Genomic DNA, 25,618 nt, shown 5'->3' with positions numbered 1-25,618 from the left:
CGTTCGAATAATTGCCCCTCGGCATGTTTTTGAAAACACGTGCGGAGGGCGGCGCGTGGGCTGCCTTCCTGCAGCAATTGCGCCGCTTTAGCGAGGACTTCCGCGAGATTTTTTTCGTTCTGAAGTGTGGCCCAAGCCAGGGCCGGCGCGGCGGTCGTCAACACGAAGAACAGAGCCGCGGTCAACCGGGCAAACTGAACCGCGTGCTGCCGAAGAACCAGTCGCGCTGAGATTGAAGCGAAGAAGGGAAGCGAAATCACCGCCACCTGACCCCTGTGAAAGGTGAGCAGCTTGTTCGAAAATTTCGCTCAATATAGCCAAATCGCCCGGACAATGCAATTGCAGAGTTGCTGCCGGCAGCGTGCGCCTGCACCGCCGATGGTTGCGGTGGAGTCCCTGGGCGGGCTTCACGGCCTGCGCAGCCTGTCGTGTCCTCGGTGAATCTTTACTCAGTTTCATGAAAAACCGGCCGCTTGCCATTCGCTGCGACATTGCTTCAGAGTGAAACAATTTTGCTGGCTTTGTCCATGGTGAGGGGAAACTGCTAAATGAATGTTTCACCTGAAGCAGTCTCATAACAGGATTGTCACTCACTTGGTGGCATGGGCATTGCTGGCTGGCAAGCGGGCCAAAAGAACGGCAACCCAACAAGGAAGGCAGTAGACACTTAAGGACTAAGGATTTTTTCTCATGAATGGACTTCAGAGACTTCCGATGCGGTTATCCGAATATCTTTCCGAAAGTCTGATCCTGCTGGATTTGAACACCGAAAGCAAAACCGAAGCTTTCCGCGCCATGGTTTCGACGCTGGCGCACGAAAACATGATCAGCGAGCCCCACACCTTTCTCAAGGAAGTGATCGCGCGCGAAGAGATCGAACCGACCTGTGTCGGGCACGGTATTGCCCTACCCCATGCCCGCACGCAATGCGTCGATCGCCCTGTCATTATCATCGCGCGCACCAAACGCGGCATCCCCTTTACGCCCATTCCAAAAGATCGCGTTCATCTAATCTTCATGATGGGCACGCCGGCCGACGCCCCCAACCTTTATCTGCAACTGCTCTCTCAGCTTTGCCGCCTCCTTCATAACGGCGCCTTTCGCGAACAACTCTTGACCGCCACCACTTCCCAGGAAGTTCTGCAACTTTTGAGTCAAGAGCCGGAGTGCGCGAACATGAGCCTGGCCGCGGCTTGATTCAGTTGTGCCGAGACAGTGCTGTTCGCGCAAGAATCTTCTCCACTGCGCGCTCCGACCCAGGTTGAACGCCATTTTGCCTGGCTCGTATCTGCCCCGCAACGTGGAAACCGCCCAGGCGCTCGCCCCCGAGGCCTGCACAAGTCGAATAAGACGGGCGCTTGTTCCTGACGAAGCGCCCGGGCGGTGACGCTTGGGCAGGATTCCTCCCCATCTCATTCAAGCTGCAGTCATCCCGCAGCCCAGCCGCAGGAGATCGAGCGCGCGTAACCTCTTCGTGCGGCGTGCCTGCGATTCATTCCAATTCTCGCGTGCGCGTGGACCTCATCTTTTGCGCAGGCGGCCGCAAAGTGAGCAGCGAAGACGGCAGTATCACGGCGGCAAAAAATCGCCTTCCCCACCCATCCCACGCTTGAACTTTCCCAAAATTATGCTAAATTGCGCGCTCAGACCAACGCATCCGTTGCCGGAGAATGACCCATGACTGTTTTGCAGAAATGCCGCGGCTGGTGGCGGTTCCTGCTGTTTCCTCTTGCCAACCTTTTGGCCCAGCCGCTGCCCCGCCCGCCGATTGATTGGACCACCTACGATTACATGCCCGGTCATCAGGTTTTGTTTTTCGACGATTTCTCCGGCGACCGGCCCGGCGAGCCGCCCGGCGCCTGGTCCGTGCTCCCACAGAACGCCAAAGTGCGCGTGCTCGAGGTCAACCAGCAATCCTGGCTGCATGCCCAGGAGCAGGCGACGCTCGCTCCGCTCGAGCTCAAGCTGCCGCCGCAATTCACCGTCGAGATGGACTTCAATGTCACGCTGCAAGGTTACAGCGGCCGCTACCGGCTGGACTTCATCGGCGCGACGGAAGAAGACTGGCTCTCGCTCACGCTCGAACCGCCTTCCTTTTTCTTCAGCATGTCTTCCGGCCTGACCTCGGAAAAGAACATCGATCTTACCAACGGCCCGCACCATCTCGCCGTGCAGGTGGATGGCAGTAGCCTGAGATGTTATGTGGACGACGAGCGCGTCATCAATATTCCCAAAAGCAGCGATTTCAAGGCCGGCCGCCTGGAGCTTTTTCTCGCCGGCGCGGATGAAGAAGACGCGAGCGACGACAAGTGCTGGTTCACCAATTTCACCGTTGCTGCCGGCCCGGCGCCGCTCTCGAACCAGCTCAGCAGCTCGGGCAAGATCGTGGCCTATGGCATCTCGTTCGAGCCGGGCAAGGCCACCATTCTGCCGCGCTCCACCCCCACGCTCAAACAGTTTGCCGACCTGTTGCGCGCCGATGCCACTCTGAATTTTTCCGTTGAATGCCACGACAACGAACTGCCCTCGGAAAGCGACAACGTCAAGCTGTCACAGGCGCGCGCCGAGGCGCTCAAAGATCATCTCATCGCGCAATACAAGATTGCCGAGCAGCAGCTCAGCACCAAAGGCTGGGGCGAGACCCGGCCGCTCAGCGATGCCAATACCGTCGAGGGCAAGAAGGTGAACCAGCGCGTTGAGTTTATTCGCAAATGACCAGGTCATTCCTTTTCACGCGGGGCGGAATGCCCGCCTGGGTCACCGCGGCCCGGAAGCAGCAGCCCAAGTTGCTCAACGCCAGCATGACCGCCGGTGTTTTTCTGATGGTGATCGGCGCGGCCGTGCTGCAGCCAGGCTGCAACCGTCAGCCCGGGAATCCGCTGCTGCAAGCCGGAAAGTTTGCCGAGGTGTACGTGGTCTTGTTGCAGTCGGCCCAGCCGGATTCCCTGCTGCCGGCTGCGGCTGATTCCATCCTGGCCTCGCATGGCTATGACCGGCGCATGCTGCAGGCGGCGGCGGAATATTATCGCGCGCATCCTGAGCTTTGGCAGGAGGTGCTGAATCGGGCGGTGCAGCGCCTGGAGCAGGAAGTTCAGGCGGCGCAGCAACGCCAGCCGGCAGATTCCTCAGTTGCGCTGCCCGCTCCCAAACCATCGGCCAATTGAATGTTGAACTCGAATAGTCGGATGATGACAAACGGAGGCGATCGCACCATGCACAAGCAATGCGCTGCAGTTCTGGCAATTCTGTTGTTGGCCGGGTCTCTGTGGGCCGGCGCACCGGCGGAACGTCCGCCCAAGAACATCATTCTCTTCATCGGCGACGGCATGGGCGTCGCCCAGGTAACCGCCGGCAAAACGGCCAAAGGCACGCTTCAACTAGAACAATGCACTTCCGGCGGCTTGCTGACAACTCACTCCGCCGAATCCTATGTGACGGATTCCGCGGCCAGCGCCACCGCGCTGGCGGCCGGCGTCAAAACCTACAACAAGGCCATCGGGGTCGATCTGAACAAACGGCCGGTGAAAACCATGTTGGAATATGCCGCGGAAAAAGGTAAAGCCACCGGGCTGGTGGCGACCTGCGCGATCACCCACGCCACGCCTGCTTCCTTTGCCGCGCACGTCGACGACCGCAATAAGTATTACGACATTGCCGCGCAGCTCGCCCAAGCGCCGGTTGACGTTATGCTGGGCGGCGGCTGGAGTCATTTCGCCCCCAAATCACAAAGCGGCGGACAGCGCGAAGACGAACAGGATTTGTGGGCAGTGCTGGCCAAAGACCGCGTCGCGATCCGTACGCTCGCGGAGTTTCAGAAGCTGGCCACGCCCAAGAGACTCGTGGGCCTGTTTGAGCCGGTGCATCTGCCCAAAGCGGACAAGCGCGAAGTCACGCTGCCCGCGATGACCCGCAAAGCGATCGCCATCCTCTCGCAAAATCGCAACGGCTTTTTTCTGATGGTGGAAGGCTCGCAAATCGACTGGAGCAGCCACGACAATGACAGTGAAGGCGTCGTCATGGAGATGGTGGATTTCGATGACGCCATCGGCGCCGGGCTGGAGTTTGCCAAAAGCAACAAGGAAACCCTCGTCGTCGTGACGGCCGATCATGAGACGGGCGGCTACACTCTGCTGGACGGTTCGATCAGCGAGAAGAAAGTCACCAAGACCGCCTTTACCACCGGCGGCCATTCCGGTGTGATGGTGCCGATCTTCGCCTTTGGCCCGGGCAGCGCGGCGTTTGGCGGCATTCACGACAATACTTTTGTGGGGAAGAAACTGATTGAGTTCGTGACGCAATAGCCGGTTAGGCTGGCGGCGACAATGCGCAGCAGGGCACCCGGCGGCTGCGGGCGAGTTGGTTGGTTGCGCGAGCTTGCCGGCAATGGTGGTGGAAATTGCAGAAGGTGAAATACCGTGATTCTGCGGCGAACGAAGATTGTGTGCACAATTGGTCCGGCGAGTGCAACGGCGGAACAGATCGCCGGCTTGATCGAGGCCGGCATGAACGTGGCGCGCTTGAATTTTTCGCATGGCGATCATGACGGCCATCAACAGCGCATCAGTTTGATTCGCGCCGCCGCCGGCGCCGGCCGGCAGCCGGTGGCGATTCTGCAAGACCTGGCCGGCCCGAAGATCCGCATCGGCGCGCTGGCCGCGCCGGTGACGCTGCAGGAAGGTGCAACCTTCACGCTCACCAACCGCACCGTTAGCGGCGACGAGCGGGAAGTCGCGATTTCGCTGGCGGACCTGCCGGAACAGGTGCAGGTGGGTGACGCGATTTTGCTCGCCGACGGCGCCCTCGAGCTGCGCGTGTTGCAGGCCGATCGGCATGACATCACCTGCCGCGTCATCAACGGCGGCCGGCTGACTTCCCACAAGGGCATCAATCTGCCCAAACGCTCGTTGCGCGTGCGCGGCTTGACGCAGAAGGACAAGGACGATTTGCGCTTCGGCCTGCAAGCCGGAGTCGATTGCGTGGCAATGTCTTTCGTGCGGCAGGCGGCCGACATTGAGGAGTTGCGTGAGCTGATGCAGCAATGCGGCCGCGTTGTTCCAATCATCGCCAAGATCGAAAAGCACGAAGCGCTGGAGAACATCGAAGCGATCATCGCGGTGAGTGACGGCTTGATGGTGGCGCGCGGCGACTTGGCGGTGGAAACCGCGCTCGAGCGCGTGCCGCTGGTGCAGAAGAATCTGATCGAGAAATGCAACCAGCTCGGCAAGCCGGTGATCACCGCCACGCAGATGTTGAAGTCCATGGTCGAGAGTCCCCGCCCCACGCGCGCCGAAGCGGCCGACGTGGCCAATGCCGTGTTCGATGGCACCGATGCCGTCATGCTTTCGGAGGAGACGGCCGTGGGCGAGTATCCGCTGGAGACGGTGCGGGTGATGGATCGTATTCTGCGCGCCGCGGAAACGCGTCTGGCCGTCAAGAACTGGCTGCCGGTGGAACGCACGCGCGGCGAAGTGACGGTGCCGGCGGCGATCAGCCACGCGGTGGCGGCCATCGCCGCGGATTTGAAGGTGGCGGCCATTCTCACGCCGACGCAATCGGGCGCGACCGCGCGCATGATCGCGCGTTACCGGCCCGCGGTGCCGATCATTGCGATCAGTCCGGTGCTGGCCACCGCCCGGCAATTGGCGCAGGTGTGGGGTGTTTATCCCGTCTTTCTCGAGCGAGAATATGAGCACACCGACGCGTTGATCGAGAAGTGCAAGGAAATCGCGCTGGCGCACGGCCTGGTCCAGCCGGGCGAGAAGGTGGTGATTGCCGCCGGCCTGCCGCCGGGTGCGACCAGCAAAACGAATCTGTTGAAGGTGGAAGTGGTGGAGTAGGGGCAGGCGGGTACGAGGCCGCCGGTTTACTGGTGCCGCAAACCGATGTGAATGGAATCACGAGAACAGGATTCCCAATGCGACCTAAGGTTGAAGAGGCAATATTGACAAAGGCAGTGGATTTGTCTGGCCGGTCGCCGACAGGTGTGACGCCGGTGCGAACCCGGCAGTTAAGCAAGGATGAACAAGACCTGGCGCGGTATGTCCCCGGGGAGATCGGTGATATTGCCGGTGACCATCAGACTGCGCTGCCTCGTATTGCCAAGGATCAGAGCCTGACGAAGTTGATCGATGAGTCGCTCGCACGTGTTCCGAGCCAGCATGACCTCTGTTTGCGGGATTCACGATATATGGATTTCCTCGATCCGGAGAGTGTTCATCTTGTGATCTGTTCTCCACCGTACTGGACACTCAAAGAATACAGAAAATCAAATGGTCAACTCGGTGAGGTAGCAGACTATGAGGAGTTTTTGACAGAGCTTGACTACGTTTGGTCCCATTGTTACCGAGCCTTGGTGCCCGGGGGCCGGCTCATCATCGTGGTTGGTGATGTTTGCCTGTCCCGGCGGCGGAACAAAGGCCGGCACACGGTCGTTCCGCTCCACGCTTCCATCCAGGAGCATTGCCGAAAGCTTGGGTTTGACAACCTGCAGGGCATTTTCTGGCACAAGATCGCCAACGCCGCATATGAAGTCGAGAATGGCTCTGGCTTCCTGGGGAAGCCATACGAACCCAACGCGGTCATCAAGAATGACGTTGAATACATCTTGATGCAGCGGAAGCCGGGAGGATACCGAAGCCCGTCGCTGGCGACGCGCGTCATGAGTGTCATTCCTGAGAAAAACTATCAAAAGTGGTTCCGGCTGATTTGGGATGATGTGCCGGGTGCGTCAACCAGGAACCATCCCGCACCCTATCCAATCGAGCTGGCGGAGAGGCTGATTCGAATGTTCAGCTTTGTTGGTGATACGGTGCTCGACCCATTCATGGGAACGGGCACGACCAACATCGCGGCAGCGCGCTGCGGTCGCAATAGCATTGGCGTCGAGGTTGATCCCCACTATTGGCGAATGGCCTCCGGCTTGATCGAGCAAGCGACGCAGAGTCTTTTCAGCGAGGTGACGCTCAATTTTCATCGGGAATAGAGGCCGGCATGGATCGTCTGGACAGCAAAGTTCGGGCTGCCGTTCGTCAGTTCTGGGAGACGCGCCAGAGGCAGGCAATGGCACAAGGACACAAGACAGGTCAGAAGGACTACGGCAACCGTAGCGCAGTAACCGGCGGCAAGCATATTGATGGCTTTGTCCAGCTCATGGCCGGCTTGTTGAAGGACAGCGAACTGCCTGCGGAAGCCATTCACGTTGGCAAGAAACACAAAATTGTCCCAGGCTGGTTTCGGCCCGCAAAGGAATGGGACCTCGTTGCTCTGGTGGACGGCACACTTCTGGCGGTCGTGGAGTTCAAATCGCAGATCGGTTCATTCGGTAACAACTTCAATAATCGAACTGAAGAGGCGATCGGCAGCGCAACTGATCTACTCCTGGCTTACCGGCAGGGAGCATTCACAGGCTCACCGCGCCCCTGGACCGGTTACTTTATGTTGCTCGAGGACTCGCCGAAATCCAGGACTCCGGTCAGCCTGCAACAACCGCACTTCCCAGTATTCCGAGAGTTCCACGGCACCTCATACGCCGAGCGCTACCGCATCCTTTGTGAGAAGCTTGTTCGAGAACGGCTCTACGACGCAGCCTGTCTTTTATTATCCAACGCAAAAGATGGTCTGCGGGGAGCGTACAGCGAACCCTCTGCAGAGGTAGGATTTCGTAACTTTGCAGCGTCATTGACTGCGCATGCTTTGGCGTATGCGAGAATCCGCCGGAAATAGTGGAAAGACAGCGATCGTGAGGCCTGCAAGCCGGAGAATCAGCACCATTCAATCTGCCGGCACCGATCCGCGTGAAAAGCTCTTCCGGCCGCATGAGCCAGTGTTGACCAACTTCGCCAGTTTTCCGCATGCTTGCTCGTTGTCACCGGCGGCAGCGGCGCATCTGTAGTTGCACAATTCTCAAATCACAGGCGGCGTCTGTTCCTGCCGCCGGTCATCTGCAAGGAGATTTTATGACGACGATTGTCGAAGTTCATGCCCGCGAGATCTTGGACTCACGCGGTAACCCCACCGTTGAGGTGGACGTGGTTTTGGAAAACGGCCTGCTCGGCCGCGCGGCCGTGCCGAGCGGCGCTTCCACCGGCGAGCATGAAGCCATTGAGCTGCGTGACAAAGATCCCAAGCGCTACAACGGCAAGGGCGTGCTGCAAGCCGTAAAAAACGTGAATGAAGTGATTGCGCCGGCGGTGGTGGGCCTGGAAGCGACGCAGCAGATTCAACTCGACCGCACCATGATCGAGCTGGACGGCACCGAAAACAAAAGCAAGCTGGGCGCCAACGCCATCCTCGGCGTATCGCTGGCCGCGGCAAAAGCGGCGGCGAGTGCCAGTGATCTGCCGCTGTTTCACTATCTCGGCGGCGTCTCGGCCTGCACCCTGCCCGTGCCGATGATGAACATCATCAACGGCGGCGCGCATGCCGACAACAACGTCGACCTGCAGGAGTTCATGGTGATGCCGGTGGGCGCGCGCAACTTTGCCGAAGCGCTGCGCATGGGCACCGAAATTTTTCACAGCCTGAAATCCGTTTTGAAGAAGAAAGGTTACAACACCGCGGTCGGCGACGAAGGCGGCTTCGCGCCGGATTTGAAATCCAATGAAGAAGCGTTGATGGTGATCATGCAGGCGGCCGAGGCCCTGGGCCTGAAAGCCGGCGTGGATTTTTGCATTGCCCTCGATCCTGCCTCCAGCGAGTTCTACAACAAGGAGCGCAAAGTCTACGAGCTGAAATCCGAGAACCGCAGCCTGAGCGCTTCGGAAATGATTGCCTACTATGCCGAGCTGGCCAAGAAATATCCCATCATTTCGATCGAAGACGGTCTGGCCGAAGATGATTGGGCCGGCTGGAAAGAATTCACTGCGAAGATGGGTGATAAACTGCAACTGGTGGGCGACGATCTTTTTGTCACCAACACCAAACGCCTGCAATCCGGCATTGCGCAGGGCGTGGGCAACTCCATTCTGGTGAAAGTGAATCAAATCGGCACGCTCACCGAGACGCTCGCCGCCATCGACATGGCGCACCGTGCCGGCTACACCGCGGTGATTTCGCATCGCTCCGGCGAAACCGAAGACGCGACCATCGCCGACATTGCGGTGGCCACCAACGCCGGCCAGATCAAGACCGGCAGCGCCTCGCGCACCGATCGCATCTGCAAATACAACCAATTGCTCCGCATCGAAGAGATGCTGGGCGAGAGCGCACGGTTTCCCGGCCGCGCCGCGGTGAAATCGCGCTGACCTTCCTGCACAGCCGGTTTGCAGCAATGAGAGCACGGAAACGCCTACCCGGCTGTTGTCCGTGCTCTCTCATTTTGTGAAACCGGTTTGGGATTGAAATCATCAGTCACGTTACCGGCACGGCGGGGAATTGGAATTCGCCCAAACTTCAAGCAGCGCGGAATCGTTGAGGCGTTTGCCGCAACGGCCGGGCCGCTGCAGCAAACTTTTCATCAATAGGCTGGAACTTCGATGGACGACTTACTTGCACAGTGTTTGCCATGAACAACCTCTCCCCGGCAGCGTTGGCGAAGATGATCGATCATTCGCTGCTTCATCCCACTTTGACCGATGCCAAAATGGCGGCGGGTTGCGAGCTGGCCAAAGCATATGGCGTTGCGGCCGCGTGCGTGAAGCCTTGTTTCGTTGGGCAGGCTGCCGGCATTTTGCGCGATTCCACCGTGGCGGTTTGCACCGTGGTGGCCTTTCCGCACGGCAACAGTCCGGTGCGCATCAAGCTGGCGGAAATCGAGGAAGTGATGGCGTGCGGGGCGACGGAGATTGATCTGGTGGTCAATATCGGCAAAGTGCTGGGCGATGACTGGGATTATCTCGCAACGGAAATTGCCGCGGCCCGCGAGCTGACGGCCGGACAGCGCGGCATTCTGAAAATCATTTTTGAGAATGATTATCTCCAGGACCGGCACATCATCAAGCTTTGCGAGATTTGTTCTGCGCACCGGGTCGATTTCGTGAAGACGTCGACCGGCTACGGTTTCGTCAAGCAGGCGAACGGCATGTACGCATATCACGGCGCGACTGATCGGCATCTGCGCCTGATGCGGGCGCATTGCCCGTCCACCGTGGGAATCAAAGCTGCGGGCGGTATCAGGACGCTGGAGGATTTGCTGCGCGTGCGCGGCTTGGGTGTCACGCGAGTGGGTGCCACCGCCACGACGGAGATTCTCACCGAAGCCAGGCGCCGCGCCATGGCCTGAGCCGGTCGCGCCGTTGCGCAAAAAACGAATTGCATTTCTGTGGGGGAATTTTAGATTGCGGTTCACTTGTTTTGCCGGCGCCCGGTCAACGGGCTGAGACGCTCACCCTCACGGCAGGAGCATTCATGGCGCTGAAAGATCCCAAGTACGACAAGCCGATTCAGTTGCGCAAGACGCGGCGGCCGAAGCAGCTCGCGGTGATCAATCAAGCCGGCTGCACCGGCTGCATGGTGTGCATTGATTTTTGCCCGCCTGATTGCATCGTGGTGGTGCCCGGACCGGATCCGGACAATCCCACCGTGCACAAGCTCGTCGAAGTGGATCTCACCCGCTGCATCGGTTGCACCTTGTGCGCGAAGTATTGCCCGTGGGAAACCATCGCGATGCTGGATTTCAATGAAGCCTACCCCAAAGCCGAAGAGTGGACCATCCGCTCCGTCCTCGGCGAAATCATCGAGCCGGTACCGCCTGCGGCCGGCGCCCCCGCACGCCGCGCAGCTCACGCCGAAGCTGAGTGAGCAGGATCGCGCCGATCTCGCACACGGTGTCGCGCTATTCAACGCCGGCGAGTATTGGGAAGCGCACGAAGCCTGGGAGCAAATCTGGCAGCGCCACCCGGAAGCCTGGCGCTTCTTCGTGCAGGGTTTGATTCAAGCGGCCGCCGCGCACCATCAAATCCGCCGGGGCATTCGCCACGGCGCGATCAAACATCTCAAGAATGCGCTGGTCAAACTGGAGGTGGCGCCGCCTGATTTCGCCGGCCTCGCGCTCGCGGCGTTCCGTGAGTATTTGCAGGCTTTGCTGCAGGCTCTCGAGGCAACGCCGGAGGGTGGCGAGCCGTGGGAGAAGCAATCCTTGCAGCCGTTGCACTGGCACCGGCAGGCTGAGCTGCCGGCTGCTTCGGCGCCTGATGATGCCACTGCATTTCCGCAGTGAAAATATTCTATGCGAGGTGCTCTGCCTTGGATAACAGGGCGGCGGGCAATGTTTGGAAAAGGCCTTTGAGGGCACCGCGGTGCGCAAGGGCCTTTTGCTTTTGACTGCAAATGTAACGCCAATTGTTACAACGAATTGTTTTTCTGTAACATCCTGCTGGTTGGCGGGGGGAATTTTTGCTTGACTAGCGGAAGCAAAAGTAGTATCTTCACCGGCCAAAACTCGAATTTTGTTGATCATCGCCGCCATTCATGCCTGAAAATATCATCGAATCCGTTCCAAATGGAAGCGATCAAAAGTCATGAGCCGCTGACTGAGCGCGAGCGCTTGGTTCTCAACTTGATTGTTGAGAATTTCATCCGCAGCGCGGTGCCGGTCGGTTCCCGCATGATTGCCAAGAAAGTCGGCATGACTCTGAGCTCGGCCACGATTCGCAACGTCATGGGCGATCTCGAAGAGCGCGGCTATCTGACGCATCCGCACACCTCGGCGGGCCGCGTGCCGACGGACAAGGGCTACCGTTTCTATGTCGATTCGCTGATGGGCGTCGAGGCGCTCTCGGAGCCGGAGAAGCAGAAGATCACCGCGCAACTCGTGCGCGTGTCCAAAGAGGTCGACGTCATTCTCGATGCCGCCTCGCAGGTGCTGGCGCGCGTCTCGAGCCAGCTCGGCGTGGTGCTGTCGCCGCGCTTTTTTCAGGGCATTTTCACCAAGATCGAGCTGGTCCCGGTTGCGGACAAGAAGGTGTTGATGGTGTTGACCATCAACTCCGGCCTGGTGCGTACGATCATGCTCAAGATGGATGCCGAAGTTTCGCGCGAAGTGTTGGAGTGCACTGCGGAAGTGATCAACGAGCGCCTGAACGGCCTGAGCCTGCAGGAAATCAAGCGCACGCTCGATGGCCGGCTGCGCGACCTCAACGTCGCCAACCCGGAGTTGGTGCTCACCATCGCCAATTCGATGGCGCCACAGCTCGAACAAGTGGTCCATCGCAATTTCCATTTTGGCGGCACCAACAACATCATGGCGCAGCCGGAGTTCTCCGATCAGCAGAAGCTCTCCAATGTGCTCAATCTGCTGGAAAGCCGGGAGATTTTGATTCATCTCTTCGAGCAGAATGACAGCATGGGCGATTTGTCGATCGCCATCGGCGAGGAGAATCGCGAAGAACTGATCAAGTACTGCAGCTTGATCACGACCTCGTATCACATCGGCGGCGTTTCCGGCACGCTCGGCGTGCTGGGGCCGACGCGCATGCACTATTCCAAAGTCGTGGCGCTGGTGGATTTTATGGCCAAGGCGCTGAGCAACATCTTGACGGAGGAAGCGGGCGGCAGCAGTGCGGCGAACTAGTATTCTGCTACCGTGATCTCGAAGTCCTGCCCCTCCGGGGGCATTGCGTCTACCCGCACAGGCATTGGCTGCGACAGCGACCCATCACGGGTCGGGACTACGAAAGACCAAGAAGCCGCCGGCTGCAGTGCCGGAGGCATCCTGCCATGAATGATCTGCAAACACCAGTTGAACATTTTACCTGAAATGGATTGCATACCAGGACTATGAGCAAGCACAACCAAGAAATTCCCGTTGCACAGACGCAAACCGAAGCTGCCGGAGACGAACAGCCGGAGACCGTGACCGGCGACGCCGCACCGGTGTTCGAAGGCGCCAGCAACGGTAATGGCCATACGGCGGAGCCCGCCGGCCCCGAGAAGCTGGCGGAAGAGACCGCAGCCGAGGCCGCCATCGCTGAGGCCACGCCGCCAGCGGAAGGAGTCGGCAACCTGTTTGATGAAGCCCCGCTCGAGGAAGCCGTCACCGAAGAGGGCGCCAAGAAATCCAAGCTGTTTGCCAAGCGCAAGAGCACGAATGCCGAGCTGGAAAAACTGAAGGCAGCGCATGAGAAGCTGGCGAGCGAACATGACAGCCTGAAGGATCGTTACCTGCGGCTGGCCGCGGAGCTGGAGAATTTCCGCAAGCGCACCGACCGCGATTTCCACAGCCGCCTGCAAAGCGCCTTCGCCGGCCTGATCACGGATTTACTGCCGATCATCGACGATTTGGAGCGGCCGCTCAGTGCCAAGGATCAGGTCAAGGACTACGATTCACTGCTCAACGGCATGGTGCTGATTCATCAGAAGTTTCTCAAGGTCTTGGAAGATCGCGGCGTGAAGCCTATGACCACGATCGATACCGAATTCAATCCGGTGTTTCATCAGGCGGTCTCGGCGAAAGTGGTGGAAGGCAAACCCGCGGGACTGGTCGTGGAGGAGTTGCAGCGCGGCTACCTGTTCAACGACCGTGTGTTGCGGGCCGCGCAAGTCATCGTCAGCCAGGAACAACCCCCGTCAGATTCGAACGCGGCCTAGCACCCGGTAAGCGCGATCATGCCCAAACGAGATTATTACGAAGTGCTCGGCCTGCAAAAGAGTGCTTCGGAAGAGGACATCAAGAAGGCCTACCGCAAGCTGGCGATGCAGTACCACCCGGACCGCAACTCCGGCGACAAGACGGCGGAGGAGAAATTCAAAGAAATCGCGGAAGCCTACGAAGTGCTGCGCGATCCGCAGAAGCGCGCGACCTACGACCGCTTTGGTCATGCCGGCCTGCGCGGCGGCGCCGGTGGCGGCTTCAGCGATTTTGAATTCGACCTCTCGGACGCCTTGCGCACCTTCATGTCCGAGGGCATCTTCGGTGAGTTCTTTGGCGGCGGGCGTTCCGGCCGGCGCCGCGGTGAAAGCCCGCGCGGCAGCGATTTGCAGGTGCGCCTGAATCTCACCCTCGAGGAGATCGCAACCGGCGTCACCAAGAAGATCAAGATCAAAGCCTACACCCGCTGCGACGCCTGTGAAGGCCTGGGCGGCGCCAAGGGCAGCAAACCGGTCACTTGTCCGGCGTGCGGCGGCACCGGCGAGATTCGGCACCGGTCGAACACGATTTTTGGACAGTTCATCAACGTTACCACCTGCCCGCAGTGCGAGGGCGAAGGCCGCATCGTCAAAGAAGTGTGCATGTCCTGTCGCGGGCAGGGCCGGGTTGAAGGTGAGAAAACGCTGTCGGTGGAAATACCCGCCGGTGTTGCTTCCGGCAATTACCTCACCATCCGCGGCGAGGGGCATGTCGGCCCCCGCGGCGGCGCACCCGGCGACGTTATCGTGGTGATTGGCGAGCGGGAGCACGAGCATTTCGAGCGGCACGGCGACGATGTTCTTTATGAATTGCCGATCAGCCTCACGCAGGCTGTGCTCGGTGATCGCGTCACCATCCCGACGCTGGAGGGCGAGGCGATTTTGGAGATCCAAGCCGGGACGCAATCGGGCCGCATTTTGCGGATGCGCGGCAAGGGCATCCCGCATTTGAACGGCTATGGCCGGGGCGACCAGCTTGTGCGGGTTTTGGTGTGGATTCCGACCAAGCTCTCCGCCAAGGAACGGGAGGCCTTCCTGCAGCTTGCGAAGCTCGACGGCTTGAAACCGCCCTCGGACAGCCGGAGTTTCTTCCAGAAAATGAAGGAAGCATTTTCCTAAGCCCGCGAGTCGTACAAACCGGCCCGGAAAATTCGGGCCCAATTGCACCGAGTGGCCATGTGGGGGCTGACCAGACAAGAACAGCGCGCGACAATATTCTTGTTGGCGGCATTTGGCGCCGGCTGTGTGGTGATGTTCTATCGGCAGCAATTGCCGCCGCCTCCGCTCGATCCGGAGCAGGCCGCGGTGATGGACGATTTCGTGCGGGCCGTGCAGGAGCGCGCGCGCCCGGTGCCGTCCGACACGGCTGCGGCTGCTTTCGCCAAACCGGTTGCGGCCCGTGTGAATCTCAACGCCGCCACGCCGGCGGAATTGACGGCTTTGCCCGGCATCGGGCCGGTGATGGCGCAACGCATTGTCGACTACCGCACCCGGCAGGGCCGGTTTCGCAGCGTGACCGAGCTGGCCAAAGTCCGGGGCATCGGCAAGAAGCGACTGGCCGAGCTGGCGCCGCTGGTGACCGTTGATTGAGGCGAAAGCCGCGGAAGCGGCAAAACACCTTCGCCAAAATCAGATCTTTGTCGATAGTTAAGGACAATGTCCAAGAACCTGCTTGTCAGGGTCTCCATGCAGGCAGGCCCGAAGGCAGATGAAGTTACAGTCACGACAAATCTACTGTTTGGTTCAATCGTCTGATCGACGTGAACGGCTGGGATGACTATGGTGGACGCTTCTTCACAAGGGATTGTGGGCGTAAGCATTCGTGAGACGACTTTGCGCCTGACCGAAATCTCGCGGGCAAACGGCGAGGCCAAGATTACCCGGCTGGCGCAGGGCCGGGTGCGGGCACCGCTGCAGATTACTTCCTTCAAGGACAACGCGCTGATCCACAAATTCGCCGAAGACGTCAACCGCTTGTACGAGGTCTCCGACTTTCAGGCCCGCCGCGCTGTTTTCACTCTCGATTCCAATGCGGTATTGATCAAGAAGATCCCGGTCGATATGAGCTTGAAGGGCAGCCGCCTGAAAGACCACGTCGACTGGGAAGTGGAACAATGTGTGATCAATTCGCTCACCGACTATCACATTGCCTACGAATACTACGAACCGGGCGCCGGCCAGGAGTTCGCCGAAGTCGTGGTGGTGATCGTGCGCAAGATGGTTGTGGATTTTCTGAAGGAGATTTTCCACAACACGGACCTGCGCCTGCGCGCGGTGGACGTCGACGTGTTCGCGGCGCAGCGCGTGGTTGAAGCCAACTACGATTTTGCCGAAACACCATGGGTGGCTCTGGTGGATGTGCGGCGGGAAAACCTGCAATTCTCCATCCTGCAGAACGCCAAGTTTTTTGCCGCGCAGGAGGTCGAATATCCCCTGGAAGACCAGAACGACGTGACCAACATGGATCGCGACTTTCTGCCGCGCATCATCTCCAAGGAACTGCGGCGCATTGTTCTGGAGAACAAGCTCGGCAAGGGCGTGGACGAATTGAACGCCATATTTGTCTACGGCGATCACGTCACCGATCGGCTGGTCGAGGCTCTGCAGAACAGCCACAACGTCCGCATCGACCGCGCCAATCCTTTTCGCAGACTGAAAACGGCGCCTGTCGTTGGCGATCTCTCCATGCAGGAGAATCCCGAAACCTTCGTGGTCTCCGTCGGCGCGGCGCTGAAGAAATTATAGATCGCAATTCATCACTTCTATCATCGAGTGGAGGCCGGTAATGGTCGACATTAATCTATTGGGAGACGACGACGCGAGCGAGGACCGCCAAAGCGAAGAGAATTACGCCAAAACGGTGAACCTCGATGAGCCCAGCAAGGCCAATGAGGCGGGCACGACTTCGTTTGGCCGTGAAACCGCGGGAACGAGCTTTCAACGTGACACCATCGGCTCTTCCTTCGCGCGCAAATCGCTGGAGACGCAGAGCGAAGGCTCCTCCCGCACCAAGGCCTATCTCATTGTCCTTGGCTTGATTCTGGCGGCCCTGACCGCGGTCTTCTTCATGATCCCGCGCGGCGAGCGCAAAGCGACCACGCAAATGCCTCCCATTCAAACCCAACCCGACGAGCCGTTGGCGGGCGGTGAAACCACCGGTCTCGATTCGGCCGCGGGCATGACCACCACCCCGCCGGAACCCACCGGGCTGGAGGCGTTCGAGACGCTTGCGCCGCGTGAGCGGGAAGTGGTTGCCTCCACCCGCACAGGCATGTGGGCGGTGATGTCGCTGGTGCGTTCCTTCGCGGCCCCCAACAATTTCACGTTGATCACCTATCACGGCGACCGCAACAATCGTTTTCTGGTGGAGTTTCTCTCCAGCTCCTCTGATGCCACCAGCACGCTGACCAGCGCCATTCAAGCCAACGTCTCGCCCAGCGATTTGAAAACCGTTTCGGAATCCGAGCAGCCCAGCAGCGGCGGCGCGTTGCGCAAAGTTCTGGTTGCCGGCACGATGGATGACCGTGCCGGGCTGGCCGGCTTTCGCGGCACGCTCAATCGCATGAGCGGCGAGCAGGTGACCGCCTGGCTGCGCGAATTGGCGCAGCGCCAGGGCTTGAGCATCAAAAGCATGCGCACCGGCCAGGCCGAAGCCGCGGGCGCCGGCACACCCATGCAGATTCATCTCGCCGGCGCCAACGCCGGTATCCAGGGCTTCCTGCAGGAATTCACCGATGCCAATCCCAACCTCACCATCGCGAAGATCATCCTCTGCCCGGTGGATCATAAGACGTTCAGCGATGAGAATTTGGATTTGGTGATGAATTTCAATCTTGTCGAGATGCTCTGATCGCCATGCGAGTGATCGCCGGCACGCGCAAGGGCCACTTGTTGCTGGCGCCGCGCCACCGGCAGGTGCGCCCGACCAGCAGCCGCGCCCGCACGGTTTTGTTCGACGTGCTGGGGCAGGAAACTCGTGCCACGCGCGTGCTCGATCTGTTTGCGGGTGCGGGTGGTCTGGGCATCGAAGCGCTCAGCCGGGGCGCCGCCTGGGTCGATTTCGTGGAAAGCAGCCGCCAGCACGCCCAGCTCATTCAGAAGAATTTGCAGAAAACGCATCTTGACGACCACGCGGCCGTGCTGGTTGAAGATGCGTTTGCTTTTTTGGCTCGCCGGGGCGAGGCCCACCCGCCTTATGATCTTGTCCTGGCCGATCCACCTTACGACTTTGACGGCTACTCCCGGCTGTTGCAGGCGCTGGCCGCACCCGCACTGCTGGCGGCCTCCGGCAGGCTCGTGCTGGAAACCTCCGTTCGCCTCCGCCTGCCCCCGGCACCTTCAGGACTACAACTCCGGTCGGAACGACGCATCAGTGAAACCAGGCTGTTATTCTACCAACGGGAATAACATGAAATTGGCGATCTACCCCGGCACCTTCGACCCCGTGACCAACGGCCATCTCGATATCGTGGAGCGCGCCGCGCAGTTGTTCGATGCCGTCACGATCGCAGTCACCACCAATCCCGCGAAGAATCCCCTGTTCACCGTCACCGAGCGCATCGCGATGTTTCGCGAAGCCACCGGGCATCTGCCACGTATCGAAGTCGAGAGTTTCTCCGGGCTGCTGGTGGAATACGCCGCGGCGCGCGGGGCAAGCGTGATGATCCGCGGCTTGCGCGCCATCTCCGATTTTGAATACGAATTTCAGATGGCGCTCATCAATCGCAAGATCTCCCGCGGCCTGGACACGGTGTTTTTGATGGCGAGCGAAAAATACACCTACCTCAATTCCACCATCGTCAAGGAAGTGGCCCGGCTCGGCGGCGACGTCAGTTGCTTCGTGCCGGCCTCGGTGAACGAACGCATCCGGCAAAAGCTGGCGCAATCATGAATTTTCTGGAAAACCTGGCGGCACGCGCCCAACAGCAGCCCCGCCGCCTCGCCTTTCCCGAAGCCACCGAAGCGAGAACGCTGCAGGCGGTGGTCGAGTTGTATCGCCGGCGTCTGGCCGTGCCGGTGCTGATCGGCAACCCGGATGACATTCACGCCGCTGCCCGGTCCCTCGGTGTTGCGCTGGCGGGAATCGAGATCGTTGACCCCTGCCGCCATCCGCAGCTTGCCGCCTGGGCGGAAGACCTGCGACGGCGGCATGCGCACAAAAATCTTACCCAGGAAGAGACTCTGGCACGCCTGCAGAATCCTCTTAATTTCGCCGCTGCTTATGTCAATGGCGGCGGGGCAGCGGGTACCGTGGCCGGTGCCACCGCTGCCACCTCCGAAGTTTTGCGGGCCGCGCTGCAGTGTATTGGAACCGCACCGGGCGTTTCGCTGTTGTCGAGTGTGTTTCTGATGGTCAATCCGCTGAACGGCAAGGTGTTGACTTTCGCGGATTGCGCGGTAGTGCCGGAGCCGACGCCGCAACAGCTCGCTGAGATTGCGGTAACCGCTGCGGACACGCATCGCAAACTGACCGGCGAAACGCCCGTGGTTGCGTTGCTGTCCTTTTCCACCAAGGGCAGCGCCACGCATGCCGCGGTCGAGAAAGTGCGGCTCGCCACCGCCATGGCGCAGCAGTTGCGTCCGGAGCTGGCGCTGGACGGCGAGTTGCAGGCCGATGCCGCCCTGGTGCCGGCGATTGCGCAGCGCAAGGCTCCGCACAGTGCCGTGCCGGGCAACGCCAATGTCCTGATCTTTCCTGACCTCAACGCGGGCAACATCGCCTACAAGCTGGTGCAGCGGCTGGCCGGCTACCAGGCGATCGGCCCGATTCTGCAAGGCTTGGCGAAACCGGCCAACGACCTTTCACGCGGCTGCACGGTCGAGGATATTGTGAATGTCGCGTGTATCTGTTCCCTCATGGCAGGCGAAGAGTTTTGAATTCGCATCTCCCGCAAACGGCATTCTGGGCCGTGGCCAGGGTTTGGCCGGCCGCGACCGTTGCGTTTGTTCACTGAGGTGTTTCAAATTTTGCACGAAACGGTGTCATGCAATTTCAAGAATCCGAATTCTGCCAGCGCATTCAACCTTCTGAGACGCTCGCCCTCACCACGCTGGTCGCCGAACTGCGCCGCCAAGGCAAGTCGGTCATCGATCTGGGTGCGGGTGAGCCGGATTTCGACACGCCGGAAGACATCAAAGCAGCGGGCATTCGCGCCATTCGCGCAGGTAAAACCAAATACACTCCCAATGTCGGCACGCTGGCGCTGCGCGAAGCGATTTGCCGGCATCTGCACGCACTCGGCGGCCCGGCGTACACGCCGGCGCAAGTGGTCGTCTCCAACGGCGCCAAGCAGGCGATTCACAATGCCCTGCTGGCGCTCTGCAATCCCGGGGATGAAGTGATCGTGCCCTCGCCCTACTGGGTGAGTTATCCCGAACAGGTGAAAATGACGGGCGCGACGCCGGTGTTCGTGCCGACGGCAGATGAAAATGATTTCAAAATCACGCCGGCGGCCCTGGCGGCCGCGATCACGCCGCGCACCCGGCTGCTGATTCTCAACAGCCCGGGCAACCCGACCGGCGCCGTGTATTCCGCCGCCGAGCTCGAGGCGCTCGCGGCGATCATCCGCCAGCAGCAGATTTACGTGCTCGCGGATGAGATCTATCTCAAGCTGGTTTATCGCGAAGCGCAAACTTGCAGTCTCGCGAGTTTTCCCGAGCTGCGCGAGCATTTGATTCTGATCAATGGCTTCTCGAAAGCCTACGCCATGACCGGCTGGCGGCTGGGCTATCTGGCGGCGCCGGCTGCCATAGCCAAAGCAGCGGCCAAGATTCAAAGCCACACGACTTCGAATCCCTGCTCCATTTCGCAGGAGGCTGGTTGCGCGGCGCTGGCCATGGAGGAGCAGGCGCTGGCCGCCATGCGTGATGAGTTCGAGCAGCGCCGTGATTTTGTGCACGCCGCGGTCAATCAAATGCCCGGGCTTTCAGCACGCCTGCCCGGCGGCGCGTTTTACATTTTTGCGAATGTCGCGCCGTTGCTCGGCAAAACGTTTGCCGGCAAAACCATTGCGTCCCCCTCCGATTTGGTGCATCTGTTCATCGAACACGCCGGCGTGGCGCTGGTGGGCGGCGAGGCTTTTGGCAGCCGGCAGCATGTGCGCATTTCATATGCGAATTCCATGGAGAATTTGCAGGCCGCGATGCGCCAGCTCGATCAGACGGTTGCAAAGATCGCGAGCATGTCATGACCCGGCAGTGAGCATGTGAGACGGTGGCCTTGTCCGGTCATCCGCTTGGTCCACATTCGTGCCGAAGCGTTCTCTCTCCAGTTTGTTCTCACATACCCAGCCTCGAGATAGTGGAAGCGCGACGCCACGCTTGCGCCTTCAGCCCGGAATTGCACCGCACGCGCTGCAAAACGATGAATGCCGAAACAAACGACTTCACCCATCCAGTTGCCGCGCGTGCGGAGATTTGGTGCACCGTTACCTTGATAGCGTAAATCCACCATCAATATCATCCTGTTCGGTTGCCTGACTTACACTCCTGCCGTTCACGAAAAAATGACGCATTCGCCAGAATCGCGCAGCGGGCCGCAAGCCGTTTGTCAGCGCATGCTGCAGAAACAACGCTCGCCCCTCTGCAAGCGCAGATTGCTGCCGCGACCGCAGTCGCGGCAAGAACCGTGGCTCGCCCCGCGGGTTTTGCATGGGCGCGGAATTATCCGAATTCCTGCAACCGTGCGACAGTCATCCGTTTTCGATTGGCAGTAGACAGTTGTGCAACGTTGAAAGTTTTCGCAGTGAATGGCAGAGAGGTCACGACGATGGTGCCCAGCGAATTGGGGGAGCCAGCAGGCTTTGACGTTCGCCCCGCGTGATTTACCTGGCGGCGATTATTCCTGCAAACACACCGCCGAAAAGAATTCGCAAACGCGTAACGCGATTCGAGTGTAGCAGAAAGTGAGGATGGGCATGAGAAGACTTCTGATTGTGTTGACAGCAGTTCTGTATTTATCCGCGCGCCTGTGCGCGCAGACGCCGCCGGCTGCATTACCGCGGCTCACCGTTGCGATGATGCAATACGAAGGCGCGTTTCGTTTGCCGTCGGATGACTTCGGCGCGTCGTCTCTGAATTATTCCGAAGGCCCGTTGGTTTATAATCCAGCGCGCAATTCAATCTTCATCGTTGGGCATAGTCAGCAACAAGCCATTGCCGAGTTTGCCGTGCCCGCGTTGGTCAAGAGCACCAGACTCGCAGATCTCCAGATGGCTGCCGCGCCGCTGCAAGATTTCGTCACGGTGTTGGATCGCGCAAGCAACGGCAATCCGCAGGCGTTGGACGTCATCGGCGGCTTGGGATTGCTCGACGGGCAGCTCGTCGTCAATGCGTACGAGTATTACGACGCGGACGGCAGCAACACGCACACGACACTCATCGTGCGCAACAGCAGCGATCTTGCGCACTCGCGGGTTGAGGGCTTTTATGCCTTCGCCGGCGGCGCGGGTCACACTTCCGGCTGGCTTGCGCCGATTCCGGAGGTGTGGCAAAGCCTGCTCGGCGGCACGCATCTCACCGGGCAATCGAGCGGCATGCCGATCATCAGCCGCCTGAGCGTCGGACCGTCGGCGTTCGCATGCCACGCGCGCGATCTTACGAATGCGAACGTGCCGAATCCGATTCCAACCACCACGCTGCTCGATTTCAGTCTCGCTCATCCCCTGCACGAGGATCTTGAAAACACTTCACGCCAGAACGATTTGTGGACCCATCTTTCGCGCGTGACTTTTGGCTTGATTGTGCCGGGCACGCGCACGTATGCGACGTTCGGCTATTCCGGCGGCCATCAGAGCGGCGTGTGCTACAAATGCACGCAGAACAACGGCAATGAGTGCGGCGGCTATTGCGCCCCCGATGCGAAAGACTATCAGCAGTCCTATTGGTTTTGGGACGTGAATGATTTGCTCAACGTGAAGAACGGGCGGCTCGCGCCGCATGCGGTGCGGCCCTATGCTCATGGCGCGTTGCCGACGCCGTTCGAGAATGCCGAGCACCAAATCGGTGGCGGCAGTTTTGATCCGAACTCGGGCCAACTTTTTCTAGCCATACAGAAAGCGGACACCGCGCAGGGAACCTATGCGAACCCGCCAGTGATACTCGTCTATCGTTTTGTCGTCAGTAACGCCGTTGCCGGGGGCGAGATGAAACCTGTCTCGCCGCACGATTTTCATTTGTGGCAAAATTATCCAAATCCGTTTTCCATGAACGGCGTCGCCGGCGACCCGTCAACCGTGATTGGCTTTCACTTGGCTGTGAAGAATCACGTGACGCTGCAGGTCTTCGATGTGTACGGCCGCGAAGTGGCGACGCTGGTGGATGGCGAAAGGACGGCCGGAACCCATCAGGTGACGTTTACGGCGCGCGCGGCAGCCGCCGGCCTCTACTTCTACAAAATAACCGCAGGGAAATTTACACAAACTCGCAAGGCTGTCTTGCTGCAATGAAGCGGACCGCGGAGAAGAAGGCGAGAGCAGCAAATGGGGTGCGGAAGTGGATTTCTCTGTTTTTTCATTTTGACGCCGCCCCAAATTTTCATAAATTCCGCGCGCTCGAAATTTTTCCAGCATTTGGGAGTCGTTTATGCCAACCTACGATTATGACTGTTCCTCCTGTGGCCGCACCACGGAGATTTTTCAAAGCATTACCGCGCCGCCGGTGGAGAAATGCCCGCATTGCGGCGGCAAAGTGAACCGCCGCATTTCCGGCGGCACCGGCTTGATCTTCAAAGGCAGCGGCTTTTATTTGACTGACTACAAGCACGCCGGCACGAAAAACGGCGACGGCAAAGCAGAAAAGGCCAAGCCCGCTGCCGGCGCGGCGGAAGCCCCGGGCAAAGAAAAAAGCGGCGGCGAAGCCGCGGGCAAGAAGGCGGAGCCCCCGCCGGCCTCTTCGGAGTGAGTTTTTGCTTGGTGTCGAGCGCATGCCGCCCGCACGTTGGCCGGAGAAATCTGCCGGCGCGCGTGCCTCCGCCGGAATGATGATCTCCCGGCGCCAGTAGGATTAGAACGATCCTTCCTTCATCTCAGGAGCAGGCGCGCAGTTCATTCTCAGACAGACTCATGCCACACCTCGGATTGAACAGTGATGTACAGGCCGGAGGCCATCGCTTTCATGTGCAAACGAGCTTCTCGGCCAGCAACGCCAAGATCATCTCCCACATCTTCGACCATGGCCGCATCGTTGCCCAGCGCGAAGTGCCCGTGAACGGCGATGCCGGCGATCAACACCTCGCCAAGAAGCTGCATGCCGTGCACCAGGACATGGTGGCGGAAATGGAGTTGCTGTTTCACATCGCGGACAAAGTGCGCGAAGTGAAACATCCGCTCTCCTGCCTCAAGCTCGGCCAGCTTTTTTTGCAGAAGAATTTGCTGGACGACGCCATCGCCACACTCGAGCTCGCCCTCACCCTGGACGTCGACTCTCCCAACGCCTACAACTACCTCGGCATGGCCTATCTGCGCCGCGGCGAATTCGGCAAAAGCGAAAAGGTTTTGCGCGAAGGTCTGGGGCGCGCCCCCAAGTATGCCGACGGCTATTGCAATCTCGGCGTGGCCTATTTGGAGCAGGAAAAGTTTGCCGAAGCGCTGCAGGCGTTCGATACCGCCCTGCAGATCAATCCCAGGTTTTTTCATGCGCTCTTGCTGCGCGCGCTCGCCAATCTCACCATGCTGGCCTCGCCGGCGGTGCGCAGCGCGCTGCCCGAACTGCCCGCACACATCGAGCAGGTGCGCGAGCAATTGGAGCGCGTGCTGCAGGCCACGCCGGCAGGGCGCGACAACAGCCGGCTGCTGAAATGCCAGGAACACTTCGGTCGCAACGAGTTTGGCCGGGCGGCGGCGGAGCTGCAGGCCATGCGGCAGGAGATGCAAGCGGAGGCCTTCAGCCACTATGAGAATGAGTTTTATCTCAAATTCATGTACGGCGGCAAGGGTCGCGATGACGCCTTTGTGCAGCGCTACACCGACAAGCTGCGCGAGGCCATCCAGGATTATCCCGAGTATGCCGATTTGCACAACCATCTCGGCATCGCCTATTTGATTCAATGCCGCAATCTCTTCCTGCGCGCGCTGGATGAATTCCGCACGGCGCTGCGCATCAACCCGAATTTCAAGCGCGCGGAGAAAAACCTGAAGCTGACCGAAAACGACGGCAAGGGGTTTCTCATTCTGTTGCGCGCGCTGTTCAAATAATGCCGAAGCCGGAGCCGCCAGGCTTCGGCGTGCGCCCGAGGGTTGTTGGAAAACTGGAGCAACTCAGTCCCTCTCCGGCTGTGGAGAATGCGGCGTGAAATGTCACGCCGTGGAGCAGATCGATTTGCGTTTGTGTCAACTGTGATACTTCTTGGGAATTTCTTCGCTCTCCGGAAGCGCCGCCCACCGATCCTGCCTTCTCTAATTGCAGTCATACCATCAATTTCATAATGACCACGGGGCTGCCCCTTTGTGGCTTGGGATTTGCATAAAAAGTCGCCGGTTACCGAAAATTCAAATATTAACAACTGCTTTCGTGTCTCACCCCGAAACAATGTCACTTCGCTGATACAAGAAGAGGAACGCATGAGCCACTCGAGATTTGTCTCATGGTGCCCGGTGGTGATTCTCGCTGCCAGCTTGCTGGCAGCCGCGCCCGGCCAGGCACAAACCAACCCACCCGCTGCCGCGCGACCGGATTTGCCCGTCAAAGTGCGGGCGCTGGCGGCACAGCCGGGCGAGGTCTCGCTGTACGAAATCAGTTTCACCACGGCCGATTCCCTCACCCGCCGCGCGGAGATCATTCTCGATTTTCCGGCAGAGTTCGATTTGAGTTTGTTGCGCGTTGCCAGCTCGACCAGCATCAATGGCGGCTTCAAACTGGTGCGCGAACGCAATCAGGTGCGGGTGCAGCGCACCGGCCTGGGCGCGGTGATTCCGCCCGGCCGCAAAGTGGAGCTGCAGCTCGGCCTGATCAAGAATCCCAGCCGGCTGACGAACAGCTATGAAGTCGGCCTGGAGATCCGCTCGTCCGGCCAGACCGTGCAGGTGGCCCGGAAGAATCATCGCATCGAATTCTAACT

General features: G+C 59.6%; 27 protein-coding genes. 26 read left to right on the top strand and 1 reads right to left on the bottom strand.

Annotated features, from left to right (window positions below):
* The first annotated feature begins 11 nt into the window (after positions 1 to 11).
* The 22 genes from L6R21_12035 (at position 12) to L6R21_11930 (ending at position 20,753) form a co-directional block, all read left to right on the top strand.
* Positions 12 to 230, top strand: a complete 219-nt coding sequence (locus tag L6R21_12035) for a hypothetical protein (protein MCK6559915.1) — start codon at positions 12 to 14, stop codon at positions 228 to 230.
* A gap of 484 nt (positions 231 to 714) precedes the next feature.
* Positions 715 to 1,197 (top strand): PTS sugar transporter subunit IIA, encoded by a 483-nt coding sequence (locus tag L6R21_12030; GenBank protein MCK6559914.1) that lies wholly within the window; start codon positions 715 to 717, stop codon positions 1,195 to 1,197.
* A gap of 480 nt (positions 1,198 to 1,677) precedes the next feature.
* Complete coding sequence (locus L6R21_12025) at positions 1,678 to 2,715, top strand: OmpA family protein (GenBank protein ID MCK6559913.1); 1,038 nt, start codon at positions 1,678 to 1,680, stop codon at positions 2,713 to 2,715.
* Between the two features lie 29 nt (positions 2,716 to 2,744).
* Positions 2,745 to 3,164, top strand: a complete 420-nt coding sequence (locus L6R21_12020) for a hypothetical protein (GenBank protein MCK6559912.1) — start codon at positions 2,745 to 2,747, stop codon at positions 3,162 to 3,164.
* Positions 3,165 to 3,212: 48 nt separating this feature from the next.
* Positions 3,213 to 4,301 (top strand): alkaline phosphatase, encoded by a 1,089-nt coding sequence (locus L6R21_12015; GenBank protein ID MCK6559911.1) that lies wholly within the window; start codon positions 3,213 to 3,215, stop codon positions 4,299 to 4,301.
* Positions 4,302 to 4,439: 138 nt separating this feature from the next.
* Positions 4,440 to 5,837 (top strand): pyruvate kinase, encoded by a 1,398-nt coding sequence (pyk, locus tag L6R21_12010; GenBank protein ID MCK6559910.1) that lies wholly within the window; start codon positions 4,440 to 4,442, stop codon positions 5,835 to 5,837.
* A 350-nt stretch (positions 5,838 to 6,187) separates the two neighbouring features.
* Positions 6,188 to 6,982, top strand: coding sequence for a site-specific DNA-methyltransferase (locus tag L6R21_12005; GenBank protein ID MCK6559909.1), 795 nt, complete (start codon positions 6,188 to 6,190; stop codon positions 6,980 to 6,982).
* An 8-nt stretch (positions 6,983 to 6,990) separates the two neighbouring features.
* Positions 6,991 to 7,722, top strand: a complete 732-nt coding sequence (locus L6R21_12000) for a PaeR7I family type II restriction endonuclease (GenBank protein MCK6559908.1) — start codon at positions 6,991 to 6,993, stop codon at positions 7,720 to 7,722.
* A gap of 233 nt (positions 7,723 to 7,955) precedes the next feature.
* Positions 7,956 to 9,242 carry a phosphopyruvate hydratase gene (gene eno / locus L6R21_11995; GenBank protein MCK6559907.1) on the top strand — a complete coding sequence of 429 codons (1,287 nt, stop codon included), beginning with the start codon at positions 7,956 to 7,958 and terminating at the stop codon, positions 9,240 to 9,242.
* Between the two features lie 260 nt (positions 9,243 to 9,502).
* Positions 9,503 to 10,219, top strand: coding sequence for a deoxyribose-phosphate aldolase (deoC, locus tag L6R21_11990; protein MCK6559906.1), 717 nt, complete (start codon positions 9,503 to 9,505; stop codon positions 10,217 to 10,219).
* 125 nt (positions 10,220 to 10,344) lie between these two features.
* Complete coding sequence (locus tag L6R21_11985; protein ID MCK6559905.1) at positions 10,345 to 10,737, top strand: 4Fe-4S dicluster domain-containing protein; 393 nt, start codon at positions 10,345 to 10,347, stop codon at positions 10,735 to 10,737.
* A complete protein-coding gene (locus tag L6R21_11980; GenBank protein MCK6559904.1) occupies positions 10,688 to 11,155 on the top strand; it encodes a DUF309 domain-containing protein in 468 nt (155 codons plus the stop codon). Before L6R21_11985 ends, L6R21_11980 begins: the two co-directional genes overlap by 50 nt.
* Positions 11,156 to 11,437: 282 nt before the next feature.
* Positions 11,438 to 12,508, top strand: a complete 1,071-nt coding sequence (hrcA, locus tag L6R21_11975; protein ID MCK6559903.1) for a heat-inducible transcriptional repressor HrcA — start codon at positions 11,438 to 11,440, stop codon at positions 12,506 to 12,508.
* Between the two features lie 206 nt (positions 12,509 to 12,714).
* Positions 12,715 to 13,524: a nucleotide exchange factor GrpE gene (gene grpE / locus L6R21_11970; GenBank protein MCK6559902.1), complete on the top strand. Its 810-nt coding sequence runs from the start codon at positions 12,715 to 12,717 to the stop codon at positions 13,522 to 13,524.
* An 18-nt stretch (positions 13,525 to 13,542) separates the two neighbouring features.
* The gene (gene dnaJ, locus L6R21_11965; protein MCK6559901.1) at positions 13,543 to 14,682 is read left to right on the top strand and encodes a molecular chaperone DnaJ; all 1,140 of its coding nucleotides are present in this window, start codon (positions 13,543 to 13,545) and stop codon (positions 14,680 to 14,682) included.
* A gap of 57 nt (positions 14,683 to 14,739) precedes the next feature.
* On the top strand, positions 14,740 to 15,153 hold the full coding sequence (locus L6R21_11960) for a helix-hairpin-helix domain-containing protein (protein ID MCK6559900.1): 414 nt from the start codon (positions 14,740 to 14,742) through the stop codon (positions 15,151 to 15,153).
* A gap of 183 nt (positions 15,154 to 15,336) precedes the next feature.
* On the top strand, positions 15,337 to 16,308 hold the full coding sequence (gene pilM / locus L6R21_11955) for a pilus assembly protein PilM (protein MCK6559899.1): 972 nt from the start codon (positions 15,337 to 15,339) through the stop codon (positions 16,306 to 16,308).
* 40 nt (positions 16,309 to 16,348) lie between these two features.
* On the top strand, positions 16,349 to 17,413 hold the full coding sequence (locus L6R21_11950) for a type II secretion system protein M (protein ID MCK6559898.1): 1,065 nt from the start codon (positions 16,349 to 16,351) through the stop codon (positions 17,411 to 17,413).
* A 5-nt stretch (positions 17,414 to 17,418) separates the two neighbouring features.
* Entirely contained in the window at positions 17,419 to 17,970 is a 552-nt protein-coding gene (gene rsmD / locus L6R21_11945; GenBank protein ID MCK6559897.1) for a 16S rRNA (guanine(966)-N(2))-methyltransferase RsmD, read from the top strand.
* Between the two features lies 1 nt (position 17,971).
* Positions 17,972 to 18,454: a pantetheine-phosphate adenylyltransferase gene (coaD, locus tag L6R21_11940; protein MCK6559896.1), complete on the top strand. Its 483-nt coding sequence runs from the start codon at positions 17,972 to 17,974 to the stop codon at positions 18,452 to 18,454.
* Positions 18,451 to 19,440, top strand: a complete 990-nt coding sequence (gene pta / locus L6R21_11935; GenBank protein MCK6559895.1) for a phosphate acetyltransferase — start codon at positions 18,451 to 18,453, stop codon at positions 19,438 to 19,440. The genes coaD and pta overlap by 4 nt, the downstream gene beginning before the upstream one ends.
* Positions 19,441 to 19,547: 107 nt before the next feature.
* On the top strand, positions 19,548 to 20,753 hold the full coding sequence (locus tag L6R21_11930; GenBank protein MCK6559894.1) for a pyridoxal phosphate-dependent aminotransferase: 1,206 nt from the start codon (positions 19,548 to 19,550) through the stop codon (positions 20,751 to 20,753).
* On the opposite strand, the gene L6R21_11925 is transcribed toward L6R21_11930, so the two are convergent.
* A complete protein-coding gene (locus L6R21_11925) occupies positions 20,720 to 21,016 on the bottom strand; it encodes a hypothetical protein (GenBank protein MCK6559893.1) in 297 nt (98 codons plus the stop codon). The two genes, L6R21_11930 and L6R21_11925, sit on opposite strands and share 34 nt — an antisense overlap.
* Positions 21,017 to 21,479: 463 nt before the next feature.
* On the opposite strand from L6R21_11925, the gene L6R21_11920 reads away from it, so the two are divergent.
* The 4 genes from L6R21_11920 to L6R21_11905 all read left to right on the top strand — a co-directional run bounded on the left by L6R21_11920 (position 21,480) and on the right by L6R21_11905 (position 25,616).
* On the top strand, positions 21,480 to 23,009 hold the full coding sequence (locus L6R21_11920) for a T9SS type A sorting domain-containing protein (protein MCK6559892.1): 1,530 nt from the start codon (positions 21,480 to 21,482) through the stop codon (positions 23,007 to 23,009).
* 136 nt (positions 23,010 to 23,145) lie between these two features.
* Positions 23,146 to 23,463, top strand: a complete 318-nt coding sequence (locus tag L6R21_11915) for a zinc ribbon domain-containing protein (GenBank protein ID MCK6559891.1) — start codon at positions 23,146 to 23,148, stop codon at positions 23,461 to 23,463.
* A gap of 161 nt (positions 23,464 to 23,624) precedes the next feature.
* On the top strand, positions 23,625 to 24,755 hold the full coding sequence (locus L6R21_11910; GenBank protein MCK6559890.1) for a tetratricopeptide repeat protein: 1,131 nt from the start codon (positions 23,625 to 23,627) through the stop codon (positions 24,753 to 24,755).
* Positions 24,756 to 25,121: 366 nt separating this feature from the next.
* On the top strand, positions 25,122 to 25,616 hold the full coding sequence (locus tag L6R21_11905; GenBank protein MCK6559889.1) for a hypothetical protein: 495 nt from the start codon (positions 25,122 to 25,124) through the stop codon (positions 25,614 to 25,616).
* Positions 25,617 to 25,618 lie beyond the last annotated feature (2 nt).

The sequence above is a fragment of the bacterium genome (genome assembly GCA_023150945.1).
Lineage (GTDB): Bacteria > Zhuqueibacterota > Zhuqueibacteria > Zhuqueibacterales > Zhuqueibacteraceae > Coneutiohabitans.
This window is presented reverse-complemented; position numbering and strand designations above follow the sequence as displayed.